The organism is Streptomyces zagrosensis (assembly GCF_014203645.1).
Taxonomy (GTDB): domain Bacteria; phylum Actinomycetota; class Actinomycetes; order Streptomycetales; family Streptomycetaceae; genus Streptomyces; species Streptomyces zagrosensis.
Window position 1 is genome coordinate 383,790 of record NZ_JACHJL010000001.1, and the last position, 25,786, is coordinate 409,575.

Annotated in this window: 16 protein-coding genes and 1 pseudogene; 3 read left to right on the plus strand and 14 right to left on the minus strand. The window is 70.1% G+C overall.

Annotated elements, in window-relative coordinates; translation table 11 throughout:
• The first annotated feature begins 238 nt into the window (after positions 1-238).
• Positions 239-3,448 carry a bifunctional [glutamine synthetase] adenylyltransferase/[glutamine synthetase]-adenylyl-L-tyrosine phosphorylase gene (locus tag FHS42_RS01690; protein WP_184568661.1) on the plus strand — a complete coding sequence of 1,070 codons (3,210 nt, stop codon included), beginning with the start codon at positions 239-241 and terminating at the stop codon, positions 3,446-3,448.
• 485 nt (positions 3,449-3,933) lie between these two features.
• Here the strand turns inward: FHS42_RS01690 and FHS42_RS01695 are convergent.
• Both FHS42_RS01695 and FHS42_RS01700 read right to left on the minus strand, forming a co-directional pair.
• A pseudogene (locus tag FHS42_RS01695) lies at positions 3,934-4,809 on the minus strand (phosphatase PAP2 family protein); the annotation flags it as partial.
• A gap of 119 nt (positions 4,810-4,928) precedes the next feature.
• Positions 4,929-5,981, minus strand: a complete 1,053-nt coding sequence (locus tag FHS42_RS01700) for a LacI family DNA-binding transcriptional regulator (protein ID WP_184568663.1) — start codon at positions 5,979-5,981, stop codon at positions 4,929-4,931.
• 634 nt (positions 5,982-6,615) lie between these two features.
• On the opposite strand from FHS42_RS01700, the gene FHS42_RS01705 reads away from it, so the two are divergent.
• A complete protein-coding gene (locus tag FHS42_RS01705) occupies positions 6,616-8,316 on the plus strand; it encodes a glycoside hydrolase family 13 protein (RefSeq protein ID WP_184568664.1) in 1,701 nt (566 codons plus the stop codon).
• 25 nt (positions 8,317-8,341) lie between these two features.
• Here the strand turns inward: FHS42_RS01705 and FHS42_RS01710 are convergent, their stop codons facing one another.
• The 12 genes from FHS42_RS01710 to FHS42_RS01765 form a co-directional block, all read right to left on the minus strand.
• Positions 8,342-8,809 (minus strand): MSMEG_6728 family protein, encoded by a 468-nt coding sequence (locus FHS42_RS01710; RefSeq protein ID WP_184568665.1) that lies wholly within the window; start codon positions 8,807-8,809, stop codon positions 8,342-8,344.
• A 338-nt stretch (positions 8,810-9,147) separates the two neighbouring features.
• Complete coding sequence (locus FHS42_RS01715) at positions 9,148-9,816, minus strand: haloacid dehalogenase type II (RefSeq protein ID WP_184568666.1); 669 nt, start codon at positions 9,814-9,816, stop codon at positions 9,148-9,150.
• 409 nt (positions 9,817-10,225) lie between these two features.
• On the minus strand, positions 10,226-11,281 hold the full coding sequence (locus FHS42_RS01720; protein ID WP_312866660.1) for a DUF4253 domain-containing protein: 1,056 nt from the start codon (positions 11,279-11,281) through the stop codon (positions 10,226-10,228).
• Positions 11,282-11,369: 88 nt separating this feature from the next.
• Positions 11,370-12,092: a TetR/AcrR family transcriptional regulator gene (locus FHS42_RS01725; RefSeq protein WP_184568667.1), complete on the minus strand. Its 723-nt coding sequence runs from the start codon at positions 12,090-12,092 to the stop codon at positions 11,370-11,372.
• Positions 12,093-12,331: 239 nt separating this feature from the next.
• Positions 12,332-13,435, minus strand: a complete 1,104-nt coding sequence (locus tag FHS42_RS01730; RefSeq protein WP_184568668.1) for a PDR/VanB family oxidoreductase — start codon at positions 13,433-13,435, stop codon at positions 12,332-12,334.
• 1 nt (position 13,436) lies between these two features.
• Positions 13,437-14,366 carry a metal-dependent hydrolase gene (locus tag FHS42_RS01735; protein WP_184568669.1) on the minus strand — a complete coding sequence of 310 codons (930 nt, stop codon included), beginning with the start codon at positions 14,364-14,366 and terminating at the stop codon, positions 13,437-13,439.
• Positions 14,367-14,370: 4 nt separating this feature from the next.
• On the minus strand, positions 14,371-14,628 hold the full coding sequence (locus tag FHS42_RS38955) for a pentapeptide repeat-containing protein (RefSeq protein ID WP_184569036.1): 258 nt from the start codon (positions 14,626-14,628) through the stop codon (positions 14,371-14,373).
• Positions 14,625-16,589 (minus strand): hypothetical protein, encoded by a 1,965-nt coding sequence (locus FHS42_RS01745; protein WP_184568670.1) that lies wholly within the window; start codon positions 16,587-16,589, stop codon positions 14,625-14,627. Before FHS42_RS01745 ends, FHS42_RS38955 begins: the two co-directional genes overlap by 4 nt.
• A 92-nt stretch (positions 16,590-16,681) precedes the next feature.
• On the minus strand, positions 16,682-19,873 hold the full coding sequence (locus tag FHS42_RS01750; RefSeq protein WP_184568671.1) for an alpha-N-acetylglucosaminidase: 3,192 nt from the start codon (positions 19,871-19,873) through the stop codon (positions 16,682-16,684).
• Between the two features lie 95 nt (positions 19,874-19,968).
• Entirely contained in the window at positions 19,969-20,616 is a 648-nt protein-coding gene (locus FHS42_RS01755) for a LuxR C-terminal-related transcriptional regulator (protein WP_184568672.1), read from the minus strand.
• A gap of 121 nt (positions 20,617-20,737) precedes the next feature.
• Positions 20,738-21,583 (minus strand): RluA family pseudouridine synthase, encoded by an 846-nt coding sequence (locus FHS42_RS01760; protein ID WP_184568673.1) that lies wholly within the window; start codon positions 21,581-21,583, stop codon positions 20,738-20,740.
• A gap of 244 nt (positions 21,584-21,827) precedes the next feature.
• Positions 21,828-23,108 carry a sensor histidine kinase gene (locus FHS42_RS01765; protein ID WP_184568674.1) on the minus strand — a complete coding sequence of 427 codons (1,281 nt, stop codon included), beginning with the start codon at positions 23,106-23,108 and terminating at the stop codon, positions 21,828-21,830.
• Positions 23,109-23,348: 240 nt separating this feature from the next.
• Between FHS42_RS01765 and FHS42_RS01770 the strand changes: the two genes are divergently transcribed.
• Positions 23,349-25,643, plus strand: coding sequence for an MMPL family transporter (locus FHS42_RS01770; RefSeq protein ID WP_184568675.1), 2,295 nt, complete (start codon positions 23,349-23,351; stop codon positions 25,641-25,643).
• Positions 25,644-25,786: the final 143 nt, after the last annotated feature.

Consider the following 25,786-nt stretch of genomic DNA (forward strand, 5'->3'; position numbering starts at 1 on the left):
AACGGCAGCCCCACGCACAGCTTGCCGCCCTCAGCGTCTCCCGCCCCGTCCCGCCGCGCCGCCAGCGCACGCAGCCCCATACGGCACGCTGGGCACAGGCACCCCGTGCCACCAGCGGGGCGGCTGCCAGGTACTAAGCTCCGACGCGGATCATGGCGAGTGGCCGTGGCCCGGTGGTGGCCGGCAGGCTGGAGCGGTGCGGCGGCCGGGTGACGGCCGCGCGGAAAGGCGGTACGCCGTGCTACAGGGACGACGGGACAGTCGGTTCGGACGGCTGCTGCGCTGTGGATTCACCGACCCGGCGACGGCCGAGCGGTTGCTTGACGTGCCCGAACTTGCCACCGTACGAGAAGACCCGGTGCTGTTTGACGCGCTGGGGGCGACCGCCGATCCCAATCTTGCCCTGATGGGTCTGGTGCGGCTTGCGGAGGCGCTGGCCGATGAGGAGCGGCAGACGTTGCTGGCGACCGTTACCTCCGCCAAGCCGCTGCGGGACCGGTTGCTGGGGGTGCTTGGGGCGTCCGAGGCGCTGGGCGATCATCTCGCTCGGCACCCCGGCGACTGGCACTCGCTGGTGACGTACGAGTCCGCCGATCTCCATCCGACCACGCCCCAGTTCGAGCAGGCGCTGGAGCACGGGGTGTGGGGCGCACCCGATGAGGGGCAGACCAGGCCCGACGCGCTGCGCGTCGCCTACCGCAGGTGTCTGCTGGGCATTGCGGCCCGCGATGTCTGCGGCACCACCGGTGTTGCCCAGACCGCCGCCGAACTTGCCGATCTGGCCACCGCTACGGTGCGTACCGCCTTGAAGATCGCCGCCGAGGAGGCGCCCGACGACGCCGCTGCTTGTCGGCTGGCCGTGATCGGGATGGGTAAGTGTGGCGGGCATGAGCTGAATTACGTGTCGGACGTGGACGTCATCTTCGTGGCCGAAGCGCCGCAGCGACCCGGTTCCGCGACTTCCGGTTCCGCGCGCTCCGGTCCGGCAGATGGCCCCGGCGGAGCCGATGGCGCAGCAGCCGACAGCGCGGCAGTCGGTGGTGGGTCGGCCGATGACGAGCCGGCCGCGCTGCGGGCCGCTACTCGGCTCGCGGCACATCTGATGCGGATCTGCGGTGACGTCACCGCAGAGGGCACCATCTGGCCGGTGGACGCCAACCTCCGCCCGGAGGGGCGCAACGGACCGTTGGTGCGTTCCCTCGCCAGCCATCTCGCGTACTACCAGCGCTGGGCCAAGACCTGGGAGTTCCAGGCGCTGCTGAAGGCGCGCCCGATGGCCGGGGACGTTGCCCTGGGGCAGGCGTACGTGAACGCGCTGTCACCCCTCGTTTGGCAGGTGGCGGAGCGTGAGAACTTCGTGCCCGACGTGCAGCAGATGCGCCGCCGGGTCGTGGAGAACATTCCCGCCGCCCAGGTGGATCGGGAGCTCAAGCTGGGTCCTGGCGGTCTGCGCGACGTCGAGTTCGCCGTGCAGTTGCTGCAACTCGTGCACGGCCGCAGCGACGCGTCCCTACGCAGCGGCACCACCTTGGACGCGCTCGCCGCCCTCGCCGCCGGCGGCTATGTGGGCCGTGCGGACGCTGCTGCGCTGGATGACGCGTATCGCTTCCTGCGCGCCATGGAGCACCACATCCAGCTCTACAAGCTGCGCCGCACCCACCTCGTACCCGAGGACGAGACCGATCTGCGGCGGCTCGGCCGCTCCCTGTCCCGCCCGTTCGGGTGGCCGCGCACCGAGCCGGTGGCCCGGCTGCGGCAGGAGTGGAAGCGGCATGCACGCGAGGTACGGCGGCTGCACGAGAAGCTGTTTTACCGGCCGCTGCTCGACGCCGTCGCCCAGCTCGAACCGGGCGAAACCCGACTCAGCACCAAGGCCGCGGGCCAGCGCCTTGGGGCCCTTGGCTACGCCGACCCGGTGGGCGCCCTGCGCCATCTGGAGGCGCTGGCCTCCGGAGTGACCCGCAAGGCCGCCATCCAACGCACCCTGCTACCGGTGCTGCTCGGCTGGTTCGCCGACTCCGCCGACCCCGATGCCGGGCTGCTCAACTTCCGCAAGGTCTCCGACGCGCTCGGTAAGACCCCCTGGTACCTGCGGCTGCTCCGCGACGAGGGCGCCGCTGCCGAAAACCTGGCCCGCGTGCTCTCCGCCGGACGGCTCGCCCCCGACCTGCTGCTCCGCGCCCCGGAGGCGGTAGCGCTGCTCGGCGATGCGCAGGGGCTGCGCCCGCGCGATCGGGCCGCACTCGAACAGGAGGTGCTTGCCGCCGTAGGCCGCGCCGATGGGCCCGAGCAGGCGGTTGTCGCCGCCCGTGGCGTACGGCGCCGCGAGCTGTTCCGCACCTCCGCCGCCGACCTCATCGGCGCCTTCGCCTCGCACTCGGCGCAGCCGTCGCACGGGACGGGGGGCACGGCCACCGGACCGGCCGCCTCCGCCGCCGCCGTCGGTGACGGGTCGCCGGTGGGCCTCGACGTCGGAGCCGCCGTCGATGCGGTCGGCGCCGCACTCACCGACCTCAACGCGGCCACCATCGCGGGCGCGCTGCGCGCCGCCGTGCGCGGAGCCGGCGACGACGCTCTGCCCACCCGCATCGCGGTCATCGGCATGGGCCGCTTCGGCGGGCACGAGCTCGGCTACGGTTCCGACGCGGATGTGCTGTTTGTTCACGAGCCGCACCCAGGGGCCAATGAGCAAGAGGCGGCGCGCGCCGCGTTCTCCGTGGCCAATGAGATGCGGCGGCTGCTTCAGCTCCCCACCGCCGATCCGCCGCTGGTCATCGACGCCGATCTGCGCCCGGAGGGCAAGTCGGGGCCGCTGGTGCGCACTCTCGCCTCGTACGCCGCGTACTACCGACGCTGGGCGCTGGTCTGGGAGAGCCAGGCCCTGCTGCGGGCCGAGCCGGTTGCGGGTGATGTCGAGTTGGGGGAGCGGTTCATCGAACTGGTTGACCCGTTGCGCTACCCGGCCGGCGGGCTCGGCGAGGACGCGGTACGCGAGATCCGGCGGCTCAAGGCCCGCATGGAATCCGAGCGGTTGCCGCGCGGCGCCGACTCCACCACGCACACCAAACTCGGCCGCGGCGGCCTGTCCGACGTCGAGTGGACGGTGCAACTCCTCCAGATGCAGCACGCCTGGGGCGAACCGGGACTGCGCACCACCCGCACCCGGATAGCCCTCGCCGCCGCGCACGCGGCCGGGCTGATCGACACCGACGACGCACAGACGCTGGACGAGGCGTGGGTGCTCGCGACCCGGGTGCGCAATGCGGTGATGCTGGTACGCGGCCGACCCGGTGACACCTTCCCGGCCGATGGCCGCGAGCTTGCGGCCGTTGGCCGCTACTTCGGCTACGAGCCGGGTCACGTCGGCGAAATGGTGGACGACTACCGCCGTACGACCCGGCGCGCCCGCGCGGTGATGGAGCGCTTGTTCTACGACTACACGGGCTGAGCATCCCTCGAAGCTCGAAGCTCGAAGCTCGAAGCTCGAAGCTCGAAGCTCGAAGCTCGAAGCTCGAAGCTCGAAGCTCGGAGCCCAGCGCCCGGAGCCCGGGGCGGAGGCTGCTGACGGTTGCCCCTCGCTGCCGCCCGCTGCCGCCCGGAACGTCGTCAGGTGCGGCGCGACGCGGAGCGGCTCCGGTCGGGTGCGGGCTGGTCTTCGGCGGGGTCGGACCGGCCTTCGGCCAGGCCCATCCCCCGGGGCGGTGCGGTGTCGTCTGCGGCGGTGTCCGGGGCAGTGGCGACTGCGGGGGAGTCGCCGTCCGGGCGGGACACAGCGGATGTGGCGTACGGAACGGATGCGGCGGAGGCGTTCACCGCCGGCGCGTCCGTAGTGGGCGCGGGGCGGCTAGGAGCGTGCGCGGCCGTCGCCCCGCCCGGCGTACGCGGGCTCCCGGCCGCTGGCGCGGCCAGCGCGGCGCGTCCTGCGCCCCCGGCCGGTGCCCAGCGCCGCAGCTGGGCAGAACGGGCAGGGCCAGCGATGTGCTGCGGTAGCTGGTACGGCGACGCCGTATACCACCATGCCGCGACCGTGAAACCGATCGTCAGACAGATGAGGCCGCCGATGGCATCCAGCCAGAAGTGGTTGGCCGTGGCGACGATGACCACGAGCGTCGCCATCGGGTAGAGCACGCCGAGCGCCTTGACCCAGCGACGGCTGGCGAGGGCGGCGATGGTGAGGCCGCACCACGTGGACCAACCGATGTGCATCGACGGCATCGCCGCGTACTGGTTGGACACCTCGGCCAAATTGCCCGAGGCCATCGAGCCCCACGTGTGGTGGACGATGACGGTGTCGATGAAGCCCATGCCCGGCATCAGCCGGGGCGGGGCGAGGGGGAAGAAGTAGAAGCCGATCAGTGCCACGCCGGTGGTCGCGAACAGCACCAGGCGGGTTGCCGCGTACCGTCCGGGATGCCAGCGGTAGAGCCACACCAAGACGCCGATCGTCACGACGAAGTGCAGCGTGGCGTAGTAGTAGTTCATGCCGACGATCAACCAGGTCACCGAGTTGATGCCGTGATTGACGCTGTGCTCGAAGGCGAGTCCCAGCTGGTCTTCGGCGCGCCAGATCCAGTCGGCGTTGCGGAACGCGGTGGTCTTTTGGGCCGGGACGGCGTTACGGATGAGCGAGTACGTCCAGTAGCTGACCGCGATCAGCAAGATCTCGAACCACAGCCGTGGCCGACGCGGCAGGCGCAGTCGAGCCAGCCGCTCGGAAACGGTCGGCTGGCGGGCACCCGCGCGCTCCTCGATGGGTGGCGGGGGAGCTGCGTTCCGGCCTTCCGGAGTCCTCAGAGTCGCTTCACCCATAGGAGAACAGTCTGCCAGACATGCCTGCTCGGCAGCTCACCCCCAGGTCGGAAGCCCGGCTCCCCCGTGGGTCGGACAGCTGCTGCTCAGACCCTTACGCGACGCGGGCAGGAGTCGGCTTATGTGACGCGTGGGGCGGAAGCGGTTGAACCTCGTACGACCAACTCGGGCAGGAAGACGAACTCGCTGTACAAGGGGGCGGGCGCGGCACTCGCTGCGTCCGACGAGTGCGCGCCGCCGATCTCCTCAAGCAGCGCCCGCACTGCCGCCTGGCCCATCGCCCGCACCGGCTTGCGGACCGTGGTCAGTGGGGGATCGGTGAAGGCGATCAGTGGCGAGTCGTCGAAGCCGACCACCGATACGTCCTGCGGCACCCGCAGCCCCCGCTCGCGGGCGGCCCGGATGGCGCCGAGCGCCATCATGTCGCTGGCGCATACGACGGCGGTACAGCCCCGTTCGATCAGCGCGCCACCGGCGGCCTGGCCGCCCTCCAGGGAGTAGAGGGAGTGTTCGATCAACGTGGCGCACGCCTGGGCCGTCAGGCCGAGTCGTTCACTCATGCCGCGCTGGAAACCCTCGATCTTGCGCTGTACCGGCACAAACCGCTTGGGCCCGAGCGCCAGCCCGATCCCGGTGTGCCCGAGTGCGGCCAGGTGGGTGACGGCCAGCACCATCGCGACCCGATCGTCCGGAGAGATGAAGGGCGCCCGCACCTCGGGCGAGTAACCGTCTACCAGCACGAAGGGCACGCCCTGGCCGCGTAGCCGGGCGTAGCGCCGTACATCGGCCGTGGTGTCAGCGTGCAGCCCGGAGACGACGATGATGCCGGCCACTCCCCGGTCCACCAGCATCTCGGTCAGCTCGTCCTCGGTGGCGCCGCCAGGGGTCTGGGTGGCGAGCACCGGGGTGTAGCCCTGCCGTGCCAGGGCCTGCCCGACGACCTGTGCGAGGGCGGGGAAGATCGGGTTGTCCAGTTCCGGAGTGATCAGCCCGACCAGTCCGGCGCTGCGCCGGCGCAGTCGTACGGGGCGCTCGTAGCCGAGGACGTCGAGTGCGGCGAACACGGATGCGCGCGTGCCCGCGGCCACGCCGGGCTTCCCGTTGAGCACCCGGCTCACGGTGGCTTCGCTGACCCCCGCTTGGACTGCGATGTCAACAAGCCGTGCGGTCATGGAGTGGGACTGTACCGGTCGGCTGTCGGAATGCCCACCACGGGCCAAGGCGGGCGACAAGCCCCGAGAATTACCGCTCCGATGACCTCCGGAAGCGAGGCCACCGCTGCAAGTTCTGCAAGAAGTTTCGAAGGCGGTAGCGCGGCAGCGACACGCCAACTGACGGCAGTGACCTGCCTGTCAAGTGCGCACACTGGTCGCGAGGTAGGCGCATGGAGGCAGTGTTTAGCTGCCTCGGTGGAAAAAATCCGCAAGCTCTTTCCGGCTTCTTGCGGCCCTGTTACGTTCCTGGACAACCCGACGCCGCTACGCCGCGACGCAACGGACAGCGTCAGCACAGGCAGCAGCACAGGCGGAAGCAGGAGCAGGAGCAGGAGCAGAAGCAGCAGGGGCGGGAGTGGAGTGGGAAGGGGTGGGGAGGAGTTGATATGCGCCGTCCGTCCCGCCACCCGACCTCGCTCATCGCCGTCCGTCTCACCTTCGCGTGCAGCGCCACCCGCCGATCCGACGGCCGGCGCCACCAAGCCATGACCGACGGGCGGACCACGGCAGCCCGCCATGCCCCACCGCGGCGGCGCCCCGGCCCCGAGCGGCCGGCCGCCGTCGTTCCGTATTCGAGCCCTCCAGGGATGACATGACTCAGCACCTCACCACTCCCACCGGTACGGCCTCCACGGACCACCTCACCAGCGGCACCCCCGGCACGACGGCCGGTGACCAACAACCGGACTGGTGGCGGGACGCCGTCATCTACCAGGTCTATCCGCGCAGCTTCGCCGACGCCAACGGCGACGGCATGGGCGACCTCCAAGGCGTACGCCACCGCCTGCCCTACCTCAAGGACCTGGGCGTTGACGCCGTTTGGCTCAGCCCCTTCTACGCCTCGCCACAGGCAGACGCGGGGTACGACGTCGCCGACTACCGCGCGATCGACCCGATGTTCGGCACCCTCCACGACGCCGAGGCCGTCATCAACACGGCCCACGGCCTTGGCCTGCGAGTCATCGTGGACCTCGTCCCCAATCACTGCTCCGATCAGCACGCGTGGTTCCAGCAGGCAGTACGCGAAGGACCCGGTTGCGCGCTGCGCGACCGCTTCCACTTCCGCCCCGGCAAGGGAGAAGCAGGTCAACTGCCGCCCAACGACTGGGAGTCCATCTTCGGTGGCCCGGCCTGGACCCGCACCACCCACCCGGACGGCACCCCGGGCGAGTGGTATCTGCACCTTTTCGCCCCGCAACAGCCCGACTTCAACTGGGAACACCCCGCCGTCCACGACGAGTTCCGCTCCATCCTGCGGTTCTGGCTCGACCTGGGCATCGACGGGTTTCGCATCGATGTGGCCCACGGGCTCGTGAAGGCCGCGGGGCTGCCCGACACGGGTCACGCCGGACAGCTCAGGCTGCTCGGCAGCCAGCCACTGCCCTTCTTCGACCAGGACGGCGTCCACGAGATCTACCGAAGCTGGCGAGCCGTCTTCGACGAGTACCCCGGTCAGCGCATCGGCGTCGCCGAGGCGTGGACCCCAAGCGCCCAGCGCACCGCGCTCTATCTGCGCCCCGACGAACTCCACCAGGCGTTCAACTTCCACTACCTCAAGACGGGTTGGGACGCCGTCGCGCTGCGCGCCGCCATCGATGCCTCGCTGGAGGCGATGCGGCCGGTCGGCGCACCCAGCACCTGGGTGCTGTCCAACCACGACGTCGTACGGCACGCCACCCGGCTCGCCGAAAGCAGCCCGGAACAGGGGCTGCGCCGGGCGCGGGCGGCGACGCTGCTCATGCTGGCGCTGCCCGGCTCGGCGTACCTCTACCAGGGCGAGGAACTGGGCCTGCCCGAGGTCACGGACCTGCCCGACGAGGTACGGCAGGACCCCTCGTTCTTCCGCAGCAATGGCCAGGGCGGGCTACGAGATGGCTGCCGCGTGCCCATCCCCTGGTCGGGCGAGAGCCCCTCGTACGGCTTCGGCCCCGAGTCCGGCCGCCCGAGCTGGTTGCCGCAGCCGGCCGCGTGGGCGCGGCTGAGTGTGGCCGCGCAAAGTGGTGACCCGCACTCGACGCTTGAGCTCTACCGCCAGGCGCTCGCGGTGCGGCGCGAGCAACCCGCGCTCGGCGCCGGGGACGCGGTGCACTGGTTGGAGGCGCCAGCCGGGGTGCTCTCCTTTTGGCGCGCATCGCCGCAGGGCGGCGGTGTGCAGTGCACGGTCAACACCACGGGGCGGCCCGTGAACGTGCCCGCGCCCGGCCCCGTGCTTGTCGCCAGCGGCCACCTCGATGCGGCGCAGGGAGGGATGACGGAGCTGCCGGCTGATACGGCGGTGTGGTGGGCGGTGTGAGCGCCCCCACTGGTGAACAACTCAGCTACGGCACGCGGTCGGACTCTGGCCAGACGTACGGCAGGTCGTCGGGCACACCGGGGAAGTGCGGGCCGTAGTGGTCCGGGTCCTTGCGTACCAGAGCCGACTGGTGACTCTCGTGGAACGCCAGATCGCCGAGCCAGGGCGGCAGCTCATCCGCCTGGGCAAGCTCGTCTTGACTGCGCACCTCGCCGTGCCAGCCGCTGGTGGCCAAGTCGGCCACCAGCGTGCCGGCGCAGGTGTCCGCGCGCCCGCTGTCACACCAGACCCGGCACATCTCCAGGCCGTAGCGGACCAGGGCCTCCTCGTAGCCGGTCCACATCCGCACGGCGGGATGATGCCGCCATCCGTAACCGGGCACGGTCAGCCCGCGCAGTACCTGGATGGTCTCGACGCGCTGCTTACCGAGCCGCCGCGCGTCGAGCACCGCAGCGGCGGCCGAGAAACGGGGGTAGGGGAGGAATGTCTGCATGCTCCCTGTTTAGCGGGTGCGAGCCCGCCAGAGCGGAAGCGCCGCGGCCGGACGCCTGGACGTTGGGTGCCGGGTGCCGGGTGCCGGGTGCCGGGGCGGCGCGAGCAGCGCGCGTCCCAACGGGTGGCGCCCCCGGCCGTACGGCGGAGCCTTGGGCTGCCCGACGAGGCCGACGAGGCCGGCATGGCCGACGAGGCCGGTCATGGGGCGTCCAGTGAGCGGAGCCGGACCGGCTTGCGGGTGGTTGCCGAGGGCGGGCGGGGCGGGGGCGTGCGCCGCCGCGTATGACGGGAAAGCGGTGGGGAGTGCGGTAACGCGCCGCAATGACAACAGCAATGTCAGATGGCTAGAAGGTCCACCACGCCGGCAAGGGAGGTGACCTCGTGGGCGTGATAAAAAGGCGCCGACGGCTCATTTCCTCTATTGAGGTACACAGTGTCTCGCACGCCGAGGTCGGTTGCGGACTGTAGGTCGTAGCGTGGGCTGGACGACACGTGCATCGTCTCTTCGGGTCGGCAGCCCAACTGCTCGTACATGAACTCGAACGCACGCAGTCTCGGCTTATATGCCTGTGACATCTCCGCTGTATATACCGCGTGAAACGATGCGCCGAGCTTCGCGACATTGTGGTCAGCGTGCTCGTCTGCGGCGTTGGAGATGATGACGAGAGGGAAATGCTCAGCGAGCTTCGCAAGGGCCCCGGGGACGTCGGGGTGTGGTCCCCATTGCGGGATCGCTGCAAATACCGCGGCGGGATCGCTCGGCCGGAACTCGATTCCGGTACTGCGGCAAGCCCGCTCGAAGGCTCGGGAAATGACCTCGTCGTAAGGCCGCCAATCGCCCATCACCTCATCGAGTTGATAACAGGCGAACCGGTGGAGAAAGGCGCCCAGCCTCTCGGGCGGAGCTACATCCTTGATCACCTCTCTGGCAGCGGGCCCTATGGCGAAGTCCGTCAAAGTCCCGTACATGTCGAAAGTGATGAATCTGGGATGAAGTCCACTCATGAGCTCTCCCCGCGCAAGGTGGTTGCTTCAGCACCCGTTACGGCCTGCTGAATGGGCGTTGCTCAGATGCCAACCGACCTGGCTAACGAGTGATTCCCTCGTCTCACTCGCAGGTGTACCTTCCCGGCACCGCGCGGGTGGAGCGCACCGGGCTCCCGCGCGCCGCGACCCGCACGCAGGCCGCGAAGAACCGCGCCGCGGCGACCAGAGCTCCACACGAGGCGTCCCGCCCCCTGCCCCTGGCCGCCGCTCCACCCCCCGTCTCCCCCAAGCGCCCGGGGGCGCACCACCGCTTGTTGGCCTGCGCTGTTCACGGCCAAGGCGCTGAGAAAACCGCTGCCTCAACTCATGGCCACGGCGCGGAAAAGGCCGCTGCCTCACTCATGGTCGAGGTGCGCAGAGCACCTGCTCAATCCCACCAGAACGACCAGTTGTGCTTGTCCACCAGGTGCTCCCGCGCGTACTGCTCCAGCGTCTCGCTGTCCTGCCAGATGTTGTCCGGGCAGAACGCGAAGTGCTCGGCGGCGATGGGCAGGGCCTCCTCCAGTGTGCGCGGCGGATGGGGCACCGACACGTGCAGGACGTCGAACTCCAGCGCCACCACGCGTATCCCGAACCTGTCCTCCCACGAGCGCAGCACGGCGGAGAAGGGGGCCGCGTCGTTGTCGTAGTTCAGCGTGCCGAGCCAGCCGATCGCCGCCAGTATGTCCGCGCTGCGCTCCGCCGGCACCAGGGCGATCCGGGGCGCGGTGAGGATGTCGTACTCGACCAGCGCCGCAGCCACCTCGGCAGCCCGCTCGTCCGGGTCCACCAGCGGGATGCGCGGCTGCGCCAACCCCGGCCACTCGATGCCGTACGGGGCGAGCGCCTCGGCGTCATCGACCTCGTCCGCCGCCGAACCCGTGCCGCGCCGCGCCGGCCCGGCATCCTCGTCCTCGCCGTCGGCCAGGCCATCGACTACGCCGTTGGTCGCTGTGTCGTCAGCGGCGTCAGCGGCGTCAGTGTCTTCGGCGGTGCCGGTGCCGCCGGCGGCGACCCGCGGCCCGTCGTGCTCGCGCGCGTCGTGCTGCGGCGCGGTGGCGTCCCCCCGCTCCTCGTCCTCCACCGGAGCGGTGTTGTCCGCCCACCACTCGGCGAGCAGCTCCGCGGCGTCGAACTCGTCCGGGTCGGTGGCCATATCGGGGCCGAGCTCCTCGTCCCAGGGCTGGTCCCCATCGGTCTCACGCGCCCCGCCGAGTAGCACCGGCTGCAATCCGGCCGCCTTCAGCGCCGGCAACAACTGGCCCCAGGTCTCCTCTGCGGTGGGCTCGGTAGCGCGCCACAACAGCGGTTCGTGCCACAGGCCGTCGAGGGTGAGCCGGTGCAAAGTGCCTGGCGGTAGGTCGAAGTCGAGACCCAAAGAGCGGCCCGTTGGGTCGGCCGCCAGGGTGAGGAGGGGGTGCGGAGGTATCGCGTGCGTGGTCACGAGGTGACGCTACCCTGGGTGTCTGACAACTTGGCGTCGAACAGGCGTCGGGCGGTGGACGTCATGGCGCGAAACCGGCAGCCGCCTTTTACACCTGGGGGACCAGCGCGAACAGCCGGGTGACCAGGTCGGCGAAGAGGCCATCCGGAGGCTCCCGTTCCAGCATTCGCCGCACGAGCGCGGCCATCTCCGCGTCGTACGCGGCGCTCACCGCAGCCAGCGCTACGAACTCATGGACGAGCTGGACCTCCAACTCGACGCGCGGCACCCGGCGCCCGTCGAGCCACAGCAGCGCGGTCGTCTCCGCCAGCGAGACCCACGACCTGACGACCAACTCCAGGCGTGCTGAGGGGCGTTCGATCTCCAGGTGGGTCAAGATCTGCTCGTACGCCGCCTGTCGCACATCGTCGATCATCGCGCTGGCGTTGCTTGTGGCAGGGGACTGCTCGCCGCCGCCGACCGAGGCGGCCGGGCCGCCGCGCATCAGCGCAGAGAAGCCGGGCCCGTGATCCTCGACGAAGTCGAAGAAACGGCCCATGACCCGCAGTAGCCGCTCCCCGAGCGGGCCCTCGCGCGGTTCGACGAAGCGGGCGCTGAGTTCGTCGGCCGCTCGCCGCAGGGCCGCCTCGTACAGGCTCTGCTTGCCGGGGAAGTAGTGGTACACCAATGGCCGAGATATCCCGGCCCGCTCGGCGATCTCATCGATCGAGACGTCTTCGGGCGACCGGTGGCCGAACAGATCGAGCGCCACGGTGATGAGCTGCTCGCGTCGCTGCTCGACGCCCATTCTGCGGCGCACGCTGTTGGCCATGCGGACATCCTAGTTGGCCGCCCCGGCCGCAGGTGAGCGCGGTTTTTACGTACCGTCCAAGCGATATCCGCTGCCCGCCACTCAACGGGCAGCCGCCCCGCAACCACCACCACCACCACCGCAACCAGCCGGCCACCGTGCCAACCACCAGCCGGCCGAAGCGAGCCGGGGCCGCCGAATGAACCAGCGGCCCCGGCCCCGTGCCCGGCCCCTCCGGCGGGAAGCCCCCGCCGGCCGTCTCAGAGGTCGAGCACGAGCTTGTCCCCGTACACCCGCGAGACGCAGATGAGCATCTGGTCGTCCCGCTCCGCGTCCGTCAGCAACTCGTCGCGGTGGTCGATGTCGCCTGCGATGACCCGCTGGAGACACGTGCCGCAAAAGCCCTGGGCGCAGGAGTACGCCAGGTCGGGCAGGGCCTGCTCACGTATGGCCGCCAGCACGCTGGTTTCGGGGCCCACATCGACCGTGGCGCCGGTGCGGCGCAGCTCGACCTCGAACGCGCCGTTCACGCCCGTACGGTGCCGGTTGCCGCCCGGCGCGAACCGCTCCATGTGCAGCCCGCCGCCCGGGGCGCCCGCCGCGTACAACTCGGCTACCGCGTCCATCAGCCCGTCCGGACCGCAGCAGTACACCGCCGCGTCATCGGGCGCGTCGGCCAGTGCGCCCGCCAGGTCCGGCAGGCCCCGCTCGTCCTCGGGCACCAGGGTCACCTTCTCCGGGCCGCCGAGCTTTTCGACCTCCGCCACGAAGGGCATGGAGGCCAGCGAGCGCCCGCCGTACAGCAGCCGCCACGGCGTTCCCGCCTCCTCCGCGGCGCGCAGCATCGGCAGGATGGGGGTGATCCCGATGCCGCCCGCGATGAAGACGTACGCGGGGGCATCGACCAGCGGGAAGCGGTTGCGCGGCCCGCGTACCTCGATCTCCTCGCCCTCGTGCACCTGCTCATGGACCTCGCGGGAGCCGCCCCGGCCGCCTGCGATCAGCCGGGTGGCGATGGTGTACGAGCCGCTGTCGGCCGGGTCGCCACACAGCGAGAACTGCCGGATGGTCCCCGATGGCAGCACGAGGTCGAGGTGAGCACCTGGCTGCCACGGCGGTAGCTCGCTGCCGGTCAGACGCAGCTGTACGACGCCTTCGGCCGCCTCCTGCCGCTCGGTGACCAGCAGGCGCAAGGTCGCGCCACCGAGTCCGGACCGGCCGCGCCCCGATATCGGGTCTTCCAGTGCGGGCATCGGCCACAGCGGCGACTGCTGGACCCGGCGCCCCATGGCGCGCTTGACGAGCAGCGCGGCTGCGGCCACGACGATGACGGTACGGGGGCGGGGCAGCGGCACGCGGGCCATGTCAGGCACCTCCGGTCGTGCGGGCGGGGGTCATCTTGGCCTCGGCGGCCAGCGCGGCGGGAGAGCGGGCGAGGTACGCCACGGCCTGGGCGGTGCTGCACTCCTGCGAGGGGTGATAGGTGCGGCTCAAGTACGCCGGTATGGAGCGCGCGATGGCGCCGGTGCGGGGCAGCACACCCTCTCGTCCGGCGCGGAGGAACTCTCGGAGGCTGGCCTTGCCGTTGAGTAGCGTCGGGTCGTGTTCCATGAAGAACCTGATCCCGCGCTGCCACAGGAACACCAGCGCGGCAAAGGCCGTGGCCCAGGTGCGTGCCCGGCGCCGGTAGCTGCCATCGACGTGCTGGAACAGGTCGAATGCCACCGACCGATGCTCGACCTCCTCGGCGCCGTGCCAGCGCAGCAGGTCGAGCATGGTCGGGTCACAGCCCTTGCGGTCGAGCGCCTGCGCGCCCAGCACCCAATCGCCGAGGAACGCGGTGTAGTGCTCAATCGCCGCGATCATCGCGACCCGCTCCATCAGCCACCACTGGCGCGCCTTGCCCGGCGGTAGCGTCCGGTCGCCGAGTAGCTTCTCGAAGAGCCAATCGACCTGCGCCGTGTACGGGGTCGGGTCGAGCCCGAGCTCCTTCAGGTGCGGCAGCACCTCGTCGTGCGCCTGGGAGTGCATGGCCTCCTGCCCGATGAACCCGATCACGTCCGCGCGCAACTGCTCGTCGCGGATGAACGGCAGCACCTGCTTGTAGACGTGCACGAACCAGCGCTCACCGGCCGGAAGCAGCAGGTGCAACACATTGATCGTGTGCGTCGTAGCGGGATCGCCGGGCACCCAGTGCAGGGGCGTGCCGGACCACTCGAAGTCCACATTGCGCGCCTTGAGCGGTATGTACTCCGAGGCTACGGGGGCAGGCTGCGCCTTGGCCGTATTAGACATGCCGTCAATGTACTGGCGAGTAAGCATGTGGCAATAGGGGTGCGCGCAGGAGTTTTTCGTACAGCTGCTCGTGCGGACGCCTGCGCGGTTGCCTGCATAGTTGCCCGTGCGGATGCCGTACGCCGTACGGTCGCGTGCTGGGCCCAGAGCGCGGTGTCGGGAGTGCCGGCAACGTAGCGTCGGTCAGTGCAGTGCCGGTCAATACGGTGCCGGTGAATACGGTGCCGGTGAATACGGTGCCGGTCAGTGGAGCGTCGGTCAGTGCAGTGCGGACAGGCGGCTACCATCGGCGAGGGTGGCGCTCACCTTTGGGCTGGCGCCGCGCTCGGCCGGCAGGGCCAGCAGGTTGCCCAGGGATGAGCCGCTGACGCCGCCGCTGAGCGTGATCGATGCGACGTCGGAACTGCCCGCCGCCAGTACGTACCACTGGTTGCTCGGCGACTTCCACATCGCCCCCGACAACACCCGTGGCTCGCGCGGCCCGCACGCTGCCGAGTCCTCCGCGCGGGCGGCGACAGCACCCTGCGCGCTGGGCTCGGACGTGGGCAGTTGGATCTGGGCGAGCGTCTTGGTGCCTGTCCCGCGCCAGGTCTCGGCCCTGGTGCACAGCCATGCCACGGTGCCGGCGCCCTCCGGCAACGGCTGGGTGGCGAACGGCCACGCGTTGACGCTGCGTACGCCCGCGCCGCGCAGCGCGGGCAGCTGGCAGGCGGTGCGCGCCCAACTCTCCCGCGCCGCCGCTTCGGTGACGTCCGCAGCGCGGTCGCGCGGCGACCCGTACGTCAGTCGTGCCGGCGTGAGCTCCCCGAGATCGGTGGCCAGGCGGCTGCCGAGTTGGAGGGCGAACCACGTCGTGCAGTCCTTGGCCTCAGCGGAGCTACGGACCGGCGCGGTCACACCATCGGGGCCCCGGCGCACCGGCCGCTTCGGCGCGTGGGGCTTGAGCAGGTCCCGTACCGCCACCGACCGCACCCACGGGGCGGTCAAATAGCGCACGTTGCCATCGGTGCGGCCGACGACCACCGCCGTCGCGGACGCCTCGTCGGCGGCGTCGGCGCGCCCGAGGTCCAGCAGGGCATCGCCCCCGTCACCGCGCGCGGCCTCCGCATACCTGATCACCCGCAGCCCGTCGTAGAACAGCACCACGGCGTCCCGGTCCACCACCCCCGCGTACAGCAACTGGGGCGGCCCTGCGGGCGGTCCTGGCAGCGTGCCAAGTGTTGCCGAGACCCGCACCGAGCCGCCGGGGCGCGCCCATACGGCCAGCGCGCGCCGCAGCAGGGCGCGGTCGGCGACGCGGTCGCCGCGGGCCGGCCAGGAACCGAAGTCGGGCCGGGTGGCCGCGCGCCAGGCGGCGGGCTTGGCACGGGTCAGCCGCGCCGGGTCAAGGGCCGCCTCGGCTGCGGGGTTACGCGCATACGCGGGCGCCGCCGCACCGTCCGGCCCCCAGCCGTCACCGGGCAGCCCGAGCAGTACACCGCAGACCGTGAGGGCCGCCGCCGCGGCGATCGCCGCCCGGGTGTGCTGGCGCCGCCGCATCAGATCCGTTGGCCGGGCGCGCAGCGAACACGGGTCGAAACCCGGTGAGCTCAACAGCACGTGATCGGCGCTGCCCGCCGGGCCGCGTACGCCGTCCGCTTCGGCGATCGCCGCCCGTACGTCCGTGACCCCCGCCGCCTCAAGGACTCGGTGCAGTGCGCGGTCGTCGAGCCCGTCGAGGCTGCGTAGCGCGATGGCGGCGCGGCCAGGCCCGGACAGGGCACCCAGCGTGTTCTCCAGGGCCATCTCATCCGCCCCGCCGGAGCGCGGGAACAACCGCAGCCCCCACACCTGCGGGAGCAGCGGCGGCAACCCGGCCCTGCGAGGTAGCTCCCAGGGCCGCCGCGGGCGCGCGGCCTCCAGCGCGGCCTGGAGCACCCGCAGCCGCACATACGCGTAGCCGGCGCCGTCATCGCCGCTGGGCGCCCCGCGCTGGCCCGGCATCGCGCACGCGCGCCCGGGGCCCGGTGCGTCGGTGTCGGGAACCTTGCCGCGGGGCAGTGCGCGCTGGGTCAGCGCGTGCGCGGTGAGCACGCGGCGGGTACGGCGCAGGCCGGGTGGCAGTACGACGTAGCCAAGCCGCACCAACCGCGGATAGTGCTCGATGATCGCGGCCTCGGCGAGCTCCACGTCGATGGGGACAAAGGGCTCAAAGGGGGGCGCTGTCGCCTGCTGCTGCTCCACGGCCCGTAGAACGAGCGAGGGCAGGGATGGTCACCTACACGGGTGTGGCGTGGGGCCCGGAAACCGGGCCCCACGCCTCGGTTGGATGACTGCTAGCGCGTTTCCCAGGCGCTGAACTCCACCAGCCCGCGGGCCCCGGACCCGCCGTGCGTTGCCGTCATGAACAAGCCCGCGTCCTGGCGGTCGGCGGCGCCTGGCACGGTGACCGTGGCCACCGTGCGCCAACTCGCCCCGTCGTCCGTCGAAAAGGCCCCGGTGTACGCGCCGGACGCCGCACGCGTCAGCCGCAGCAGGACTGGGGCCTGCACGCCCGTGGTGCGCTTGTAGGTGTCCAAGGTGCCGTCCCCGTTGGTGTCGTAGGACAGCACGATGCCGTTGGCGGGCGTGCTGGACAGGTTGAGGAAACCGGCAGAGCCCGCCGTGGCGAGGCTGTTGCGGACGATGATGCCCGCGCGAGCCCACGCCCCAGTAGCGGGCTGGCTGTCCACGCGTACGGTCACCACACCGCCTGCGGACAGCGCCTGGGCGCGATAGATCGAGCCGAACTCGGTGGTGGCCTTCCACAGGTCCCGCCCGCCGCCCTCGATGGCGTACCGGCCGTCGAGTTGGCCGAAGACGGCACCGTTGTTGGTGACGGTGCGCAGCCCCTGCGCCAGCCGGCCGGCGACGTAGAGCGTGCCGGTGCGCACGTCGGTGACGCGCTCCTCGCCCTGGGGCCCGTAAACCGTGCTCAGCTCGTACGGCACGGGCTTGAGCGGCGCCTGCAACGGCGTGCTCGGCGCAATGACCCGCCACTCGGCGTCGGCGCTGCCCGCCGCCGGCACGCTGGGCACCGACGTGGGGCCCTGCGGGGTGGCCTCAAGGCCGGTCAACTGGAAGTCAACGCGGCCGGTGGGAGAGAAGCCATTGACGTTGCGGAACGTGACGGTGACCAGCGCGGCGCCACCGGGTTCGAGTGTGGTCGGGGCGGCGCTGACCTCGGTGGTGCCCTGGTACGGGGCCTTCGCCAGCACCTCGCGCACCCGACTCGCCGTGCGATGCGCGTCGCGCGTCGGCCGCTCCGGGTAGCTCTTGCGCTCCCGGGTCCACGGCTCCTCGATCGGATACCAGTCGAACGTCTTGGGCTCGCGGCCCTCGGCGAGCGCGTCCTCCAACTCGTCGAGATAGCTCTGCCACTGCGGAAGGTGGAAATCGCCGACCAAACCCTGCCAGTCGCGGTTGCCGTAGTTGGCGAGCCGGCCCGTATCTGCGGTGGCGCGCGTGGCCCAGATGGTGATCAGCGCCCGCGCGGAGTGCTCAAGTTGCGCCTCCTCGGCCTCACTGGAGGCCATCCGTTTCGCGTCCGCGAGCCAGGGACCCAGCAGGAAACGGCGGTGTGCCCCGGTCATCTCCTCGCTCAGGCCCATCAGCCGCAACCACAGCCGGGACAGGGCGCGGAAGGTGCTCAAGTCCTTGCGCTGAAAGGCCGCCTTGAGCTGCGGCAGCAACTGGTGGGAGCGGTTGGCCAGAACCTGTCGGCCCAGGTCGGTCACATCGTGCCGGTAGGTGTCCGAGCCGCGCAGCGCGGGGCGCACGCCGAGCAGCGCGGCGAACGCGGTGTCGAACACGGCGGGATCGAACGCGGGCACACGGGTGGCGTGGTGCGTGCCCGAACGAGCCGTCAGATTGGGACGCGCCGCGAAGAGCGAGTCATGCGGGCGCCCGTCGCTGCTGGTGATCCGGTACGTGCTGTCGCGCAGCACCGCGAACGCCGCACGCGCCTGCTCGTCCTTGCCGCCATAGCGGGTGTCGGCGTAGTTCGCGAACCAGGCTTCGCGATCCACCGCCTCATCGCGCCAGGCCAGCTCGCTGAACAGCTCGAATGCGGCCGGGTCGCGCTCGGCGGCCTCCGGCATGTACGCGGTACCCACCAGCTTGCTGCCGGGCTTGTCCCGCCAGACGGTGAAACGATCCGTCCACATATGTGTCTTCGCGCCGATCGTGGTGCGGCCACCGAAGTTGGGGATCGTGCCGAACGCGTACGGCGTGCCGGCCCAGTCCCGTTCGCGGTCGGTGATCCGCTCCAGGTCCGAGAGCCCGTCAACGACCAGCAGCCGGTCCTTGTCCACGGCATCCAACAGCTCCCGGCGGGGGTTCTCCTGCCAACCGAGAATCACCCATACGGCCTCGGGCTGAGCGGTGTGCAGCGCGCGCTGCACGGCGCGCGCCGCGTCCGCCACCGGCACGTCGCCCGCGTTGCCGCCCTCGTGCAGCAGGTCCATCTTGTAGCCGACAGCCGGGCCGAACAGCTCTTTTTGATGCCGGTAGAAGGCGGCGGCGACCCGGTCGAACACGGGGGTGCGCGGGTCCAGCCAGTCCGGCCGCGGCAGCCCGTTCCACGTGCCCTGCTTGATGGTGCGCCCGCCCGGATTGCGCTCGGCGAAGCCCGCCGGGACGGTGCCGAAGTAGCCGGGGAAGACCGCGGACATGCCCAGCTCGCGCAGCCGGCGGGCGATGCGCTGGCCCAACTCGGTGCGCTTGGCCAGCAGTTCGGGACTGATGGGTCCGCCGTACTCGCTCATGTTTTGCAGTAGCCACCAGGGCTGGTGGGAGGGCGCGGGCAGCCAGGTACGTAGCTCGGCGTCCGAGTAGCCGAACTCCAGGAGCAGCCGGTGGTAGACCGCCTCCTGGCCCGCGGTGACCAGCACCTCGTTGCAGCCGTGCAGCGCGAGCAGATCGATCATCCGCTCCCAGCGTTCCCAGTCGGCGTACGGAGCGGTGTAACCGTCATGGGTGTCGTTAAACGCGAAGCGGTGCGGCAGCGTGGTGGAGCGGCGCAGCGCCTTGCCGGGCGCGGGCAGCCGATCCGGCAGCTCAAGCTGACTGCCCGACCACGTCAGCTGCGCCTGGCAGACGTACTTGAGGTACCAGTGAACTCCGGTCAGCAGCACGGCGGGGCTGGTTCCGGAGACCTCGATATGGCCGGTGGAGCCGGTAACGGTGAAGCTCTCCGGGCGCCGGTGGCGGCCGGGGCCCGAGCCGCCAGCGCCCCCCGACCCCGCGGGGCCGCCAGGCTCCCCGGCGCCGCCGCTGATCTGCCGCAACCGGAACTGTGCTGCGTGCTCGGGCAGCAGCCGGGCCAAGGCCGCACGGGCGGGCGCAATGCTGAACGGTTCGCCTTGCTCCGACGCGTGGGCCTCGGCGAGCGGGGCGGCGCTGGCCCCGCTGCCGTGCGCGGCCAGTGCGGCGGTGACTCCCATGGCTCCAGCGGTGCCAAGGACGGTGCGTCTGGTCAGATCACTCACGGATGCCCCCACGGCTCGAAAGAATCAGCGGACACATGCGAGGGGCACGGTAACCGCTGGCACTGCCGGGGTCGAGACGTCCGGAGCTGGTGTCGTCAGCCTCGGTCGAGGTAGGCAAGAACGGCGAGAACACGGCGGTTGTCGTCGTCGGAGGGGGACATTCCAAGCTTTCCGAAGATGTTCGAGGTGTGTTTGGCGACAGCCCGTTCGGTGACGAAGAGCTGCGCGGCTATGGCCGCGTTGGACCGGCCCTGTGCCATCAGCTCCATCACTTCCTTCTCCCGAGGCGTCAAATTGCCCATCGGCTTGTCCTGGGAGCGCCGCGAGAGCAGTTGCGAAATGACCTGCGGGTCCATGGCCGTACCGCCCGCAGCCACCCGCCGTACCGCGTCGATGAACTGATCCGCGTCAAAGACGCGATCCTTGAGGAGATAGCCGATGCCGCCGCTGCCATCGGCGAGCAGTTCACGCGCGTACAACTGCTCGACGTGCTGGGACAGGACCAGAACCGGCAGCCCCGGCGTCGCCCGGCGTGCGGCGAGCGCGCACTGTAGCCCCTCGTCGGTGAAGGACGGCGGCAACCGTACGTCCACCACGGCCACATCGGGCTTCAACTCCGCGAGCGCGCGGGTGAGTTCGGGCCCGGTCTCCACGGCGGCGGCGATCTCGAAGTCGTACGCCTCCAGCATCCGGACCAGACCGTCCCGGAGCAAGAAGAGATCTTCGGCAACGACAACGCGCACTGCGGACTCCAGCGGACGGGGCGGTGGCCACCGGGTTCCGGCGGCGGCGGGTGCCCCGCACTCTACCTAGGAAGCGGGCGCGGCTAAGTCGAACGCCAGGCACCGCTGGACCCGGTGCCACTCAAGCGGCAGAAGGCCCCGTAGCCGCCCAGCCGCCCAGCACGGCGGCCGGTCCACCCGCCGGTAGGCGGTCCGCCACCGGCGCCCAGAAGTCGTCGCTCGGCTCCGCCGAGACCGTGATGCGCTCGTTGCCGGCCCAGGTCGCATCGAAGCTCAACCGCCAGGAGTGCAGGCCCGTGCGCTCGCCCCTGGCCGCCGCCTGCTTGTCGAACAGTGGGTCGCCCACGATGGGAAAACCGATCCACGCCAGGTGTACCCGGATCTGGTGCCTGCGCCCGGTGATCGGCTCGATGACCAGCAGCGTGTGCCGGTCATCCGACCACAGCCGGGTGAAGTGGGTGATCGACGGATAGGTCTTGACGTGTGTGAACACCTTCTCCTGCGGCACCCGCCACGAGCCGTGCGCTGTGTCCGGGCCAGCCGGGCCAGCCGGCCCCTGCGGCACGCTGGCCGCGATGTCCTCGCGCTGTGCGCCGACCCGCACCCGGTTCTTGCGGCCCACGCTGAGCGGCATGTCGATGGTGCCGCGCAGCGGCAGGCCACCGGGCAGCCCCGCGGTGGGCACCAAGGCCAGATACGTCTTGTCCACCGTGCGCTTGTTGAACTGCCTGGTCACCTCGGACTGGATGCGCTGTTCCTTGGCGAACAACACCGCACCCGAGGTCACTTTGTCGATCCGATGGCACGGGATCAGCGTCTCGCCGACCTCATCGGCCATCCTGACCAGGTCACTTTCATGGCGCTCGCCCATGACGGAGATTCCGGCGGGCTTGTTCAAAACGAGGAACGCCGCGTCCTCTCGGACGATGGAACCCGCACGGTCCCGGATCTGGGTCCACTCGTTCATCTGCATCCATCTCAGGTCCACGACGCGGCCAGGCGCCAGCGCTCGGCCCATGGTCCCAAACGGGGCGCCGGGCGCGAAATTCGGTCGTGTTCCGCCCGTGCGTTACGAGCCTGGGCTCGGCCCCCGGGCCAGCCCCGCCCCCACCGTGGAGACGGAGCCAAGGAGACGAAGCCAAGGAAACGGGCCAAGGACACGAAGCCAAGGAAACGGGACCAAACGGGGCCCAGCGGAGCCGGGAAGCTGGTCAGCGCATCGTCGGGCGTGCCGGGTAGGGCTCGCAGGGAATCTCCAAGGTCACCATCGTCGGGCCGCCGATCGGGCTGTTGACGGCCAGCAGCCCATCGAAGGCGCCGAGCCGCCGCTCGATGCCCGCGAGCCCGGAGCCGAGTGTGGTGTCCACGCCGCCTAGGCCGTTGTCGGTCACCGCGATCCGCAGCATGCCGGCGGCGTAGTGCACATCCAGCCACACCCGTTCCGCCTCGGCGTGCTTGGCCGCGTTCGTCAGCACCTCGCTGACGGCGAAGTACGCCGCTGCCTCCACCGGCTCCTCGAACCGCCCCGGAAGATCCACATCGGTCTCTACCGGCATCGGCATGCGCAGCGCCAAGGCTCGTACGGCATCGCCCAGACCGCGCTCGGCCAGCACCGGCGGGTGAATGCCGCGCACCAGGTCGCGCAGCTCGGACAGTGCCTCGGCGGAGTTGGCGCGGGCCATCGACAGCATCTTCTTCGCCTGCTGCGGGTCCTTCTCGATCAGTGCCTCGATGGTGCCGAGGCTCATGCCCATCGCCACCAGCCGGGCCTGCGCCCCGTCGTGCAGATCACGTTCGATGCGGCGCAGCTCGGCAGCTGAGTTGTCCACCGCGTCATGCCGGGTCGTGGTCAGTCGCTCGACCCGGGCCGTCAGCGCCATCTGCGGAGTGGGGGCCAGCAGGCTGCGGCAGAGCAGGAAGTGGCCGCGCAGCATCAGCGGGCTCACGTACAGCGAAACCACCAGGAAGACCAGTCCGAGCAGCGCCGCGAGGTTCGCCGTGAACTGCGAGGAGATGGGAATGAACGCGTACCACTCGTTGCCCCCGTTGTGCACGATCGGCCGCCACACGCCTGCTGCCAGGACCCATCCGTAGATCGCGTACGGGATGAAGATGAAGGAGAGCAGCGCGGTGACATAGCCAGCGATCATGTCGGTGAACATCCACAGCAGATCGCGCCAGGTCGCCGGGTCCTTGAGCAGCAGGGTGCACCGCTCGACCTGCCCGGTGAACCCGGTGCGCATATCGGATGGGAACGGGCGATAGGGCACGGGAATCGTGATGCCGGCCCACTCGGCCGCCTTCAGCCTGCGGAAGTTGGCGAAGCCGCGCACCGCGGACAGGACGAGCGGGGTGGTGATCAGCCCGACCCCCAGCATGATGAAGGCGATCGACAGCACCGTCAGCACGAAGAGGGTGATCGAGCCCGTGAGCGTGATGAACGCCAGCGCGAACCCCTGAGCGGTGGTGCGCAATGCGTTGCGGACTCTCATCTGACGTCTCCCCGTCGTATGCCATCTCTCGCCCGAATTACGGGCACTTCCCCAGTGTGGCTGTCCGGCCATTGTCGGGCACTGGCCCCGGGCCCCGAGCCGGGGTGTATCTAGCACCACCCCCTTGACCTCGCCTTTTGCTTCGGGCGTTGGGTGCCTTGGCGGCTGTGACGCAGGGCGCGCAATTTCTAACTTTGGGGACGTGACTTATTCGGTCCTTAACCCAGGGGGAGAGACGCCATGAAGCAGAACCTCGCTGCCCGGCTCGGCGGATGGAGTACCCGCCACCGCAAGACCGCGATCTTCGGGTGGCTGTTGTTCGTCGTGCTGCTCGCCGTGGTCGGCGGCGCGTCGGGCATGGTCGAGATGACCAACTCCGAGGACGGTGCGGGCGACTCGGTCAAGGCCGAAAAGATCCTTGAGGATGCCGGCCTCGACACCCCAGCGGGCGAGATGGTCATGGTGCGCAGCGCTGAGCCGGACGGCTGGCAAAGCGTGGCGAACCAGCTCACCACCGACATCAAGCAGACCGGTGAGGTGGACCAGGTCAAGGAGCCGGTTCGCTCCGACAGCGGTCGGGAGGGACTGATCACCTTCGATATGAAGGGCGACGCGGACACCTCATCGGACCGTGTGGACCCTGTCATGGAGGTGGTGGACAAGGCTGCCAAGTCCCATAAGGAACTGGAGGTCTACCAGTTCGGCGAAGCCAGCTCCGGCACTTGGCTGGACACGGTGCTCAGCGACGACATGAAGAAGGCCGAGTTCACGGCCGTCCCGCTGGCGCTCGGCATTCTCCTGGTGGTCTTCGGCGCGGTCGTCGCCGCGCTGCTGCCGGTGATCCTCGCGCTCACCGCCTGCGTGGCGACCTTCGGTGTACTGGCACTGGTCAGCCATCAGATGCACCTCACGCCCACCATCAACTCGGTGATGTTCCTGGTCGGTCTCGCCGTCGGCGTCGATTACTGCCTGTTCTACCTGCGCCGGGAGCGGGACGAGCGGGCCGCTGGGCGGGACGCGGAAACCGCGCTGCGTATCGCCGCGGCCACCAGCGGCCACACCGTGCTGGTCTCCGGCTTCACGGTCATGGTCGCCATGGCCGGCATGTTCTTCTCGGGGCTGCTCCTGTTCAAGGGCTTCGCGGTCGCCACCATCGTGGTCGTCTTCATCGCGATGCTCGGCTCCGTGACGGTGCTGCCCGCGATGTTGTCCTGGCTCGGTGACCGCGTGGACAAGGGACGGCTGCCGTTCGTGGGCCGCAGGGCGCAGCGCCGGGCCGGGCGGGCCACCAGCGGTGGCGTCGTCACCAAGCTGATCAAGCCCGTCGTCGCCAAGCCGAAGGTGTTCGCCGTCCTGGCCGCGGCCCTGCTGGTGGTGCTGGGCGCACCCGCACTGGGCATGAAGACCGAGCAACTCGGGCTGGAGAAGCAGTTCGGCAAGGACGCCGAGATTTCGGTGTCCTTCGGGGAGATCACCGACACCTTCCCCGGTGGGCCCACCCCGGCCCAGGTGGTGATGGAGGCCGATGTGACCTCGCCGGAATTCCGCGGCGCGGTCGCCGACTTCAAGAAGAAGGCGTCCGAGACCGGCGAGTTCGGTAAGGCGATCGAGGTCGTTACGCACCGGGACAAGGGCGTCGCGGAGATCGACGTACCGCTGGCGGGCAACGGCTCGGACAGCGACTCCAAGCGGGCCCTGGAGACGCTACGCGAGGACGTGGTGCCCAGCACGCTGGCCGACGCTACCGAGAAGGTGTACGTCACCGGCGACCTGGCCTCATCGGAGGACTTCAACGATCAGCTCAAGGCGGGCATTGTGCCGGTCTTCCTGTTCATCATCGCGATGACATTCGTACTGATGCTGGTCTGCTTCCGCTCGGTGCCCATCGCTGTGGTGTCGATCGTGCTCAACCTGCTGTCCGTGGCCGCCGCTTACGGCGTGATGGTCGCCGTCTTCCAGCACGGCTGGGGCGCCGAGACGCTCGGTATGGAGAAGGCCGGTGCGATCGAGTCCTGGATGCCGCTGTTCGTCCTGGTGATCTTGTTCGGCCTGTCGATGGACTACCACGTCTTCGTCGTCTCCCGCATCCGCGAGGCCCACGATCGGGGCCGCTCCACCCGTGAGGCGATCACCGAAGGCATCCAGGCCACCGCCGGGTCCATCACCGGCGCGGCAGCGATCATGGTTGCGGTGTTCGGAGTCTTCGCGATGCTGTCCATGCAGGACATGCAGCAGATGGGTGTCGGCTTGGCGGTCGCGGTGCTGCTCGATGCCACCGTGGTCCGGATGGTGCTGCTGCCCTCGGTGATGGCCCTGCTTGGTGAGAAGAACTGGTATCTGCCCCGCTGGCTGGACTGGCTGCCGCACTTCTCGCACGGCGAGGAGCCTACGGAGCCTGCTACCCGACCGCTGGCCGCTCAGCAGGCGATGGCCGCCACCTCTGGTGCGTACGGCCAGGACCACTATGCGGCGAACGGCCACGGTTACGGTGCCGGCTACGACCAGCCACACGATGACGAGGCGCGCCGCTACTGAGCTGCCTGAGCTGCCTGGGCAGCGCACGTCGCCGCCACGTCTCGGATGACGCTACGCACCGCTGTCGCTGTTGCTGACGGAGGCGGACAAGAGGTAGCCACCGAGCGAGCCACGGACGTAGCCGCCGGACACGGATATCCGTG

What these genes read in the sequence shown, in the direction of transcription:
- FHS42_RS01760 (WP_184568673.1), bottom strand. Translation starts at nt 21,583, where the DNA reads ATGAACGAGTGGACCCAGATCCGGGACCGTGCGGGTTCCATCGTCCGA.
- FHS42_RS01710 (WP_184568665.1), bottom strand. Translation starts at nt 8,809, where the DNA reads ATGCAGACATTCCTCCCCTACCCCCGTTTCTCGGCCGCCGCTGCGGTG.
- FHS42_RS01700 (WP_184568663.1), bottom strand. Translation starts at nt 5,981, where the DNA reads ATGACCGCACGGCTTGTTGACATCGCAGTCCAAGCGGGGGTCAGCGAA.
- FHS42_RS01770 (WP_184568675.1), top strand. Translation starts at nt 23,349, where the DNA reads ATGAAGCAGAACCTCGCTGCCCGGCTCGGCGGATGGAGTACCCGCCAC.
- FHS42_RS01715 (WP_184568666.1), bottom strand. Translation starts at nt 9,816, where the DNA reads ATGAGTGGACTTCATCCCAGATTCATCACTTTCGACATGTACGGGACT.
- FHS42_RS01705 (WP_184568664.1), top strand. Translation starts at nt 6,616, where the DNA reads ATGACTCAGCACCTCACCACTCCCACCGGTACGGCCTCCACGGACCAC.
- FHS42_RS01735 (WP_184568669.1), bottom strand. Translation starts at nt 14,366, where the DNA reads ATGTCTAATACGGCCAAGGCGCAGCCTGCCCCCGTAGCCTCGGAGTAC.
- FHS42_RS01730 (WP_184568668.1), bottom strand. Translation starts at nt 13,435, where the DNA reads ATGGCCCGCGTGCCGCTGCCCCGCCCCCGTACCGTCATCGTCGTGGCC.
- FHS42_RS01725 (WP_184568667.1), bottom strand. Translation starts at nt 12,092, where the DNA reads ATGGCCAACAGCGTGCGCCGCAGAATGGGCGTCGAGCAGCGACGCGAG.
- FHS42_RS01765 (WP_184568674.1), bottom strand. Translation starts at nt 23,108, where the DNA reads ATGAGAGTCCGCAACGCATTGCGCACCACCGCTCAGGGGTTCGCGCTG.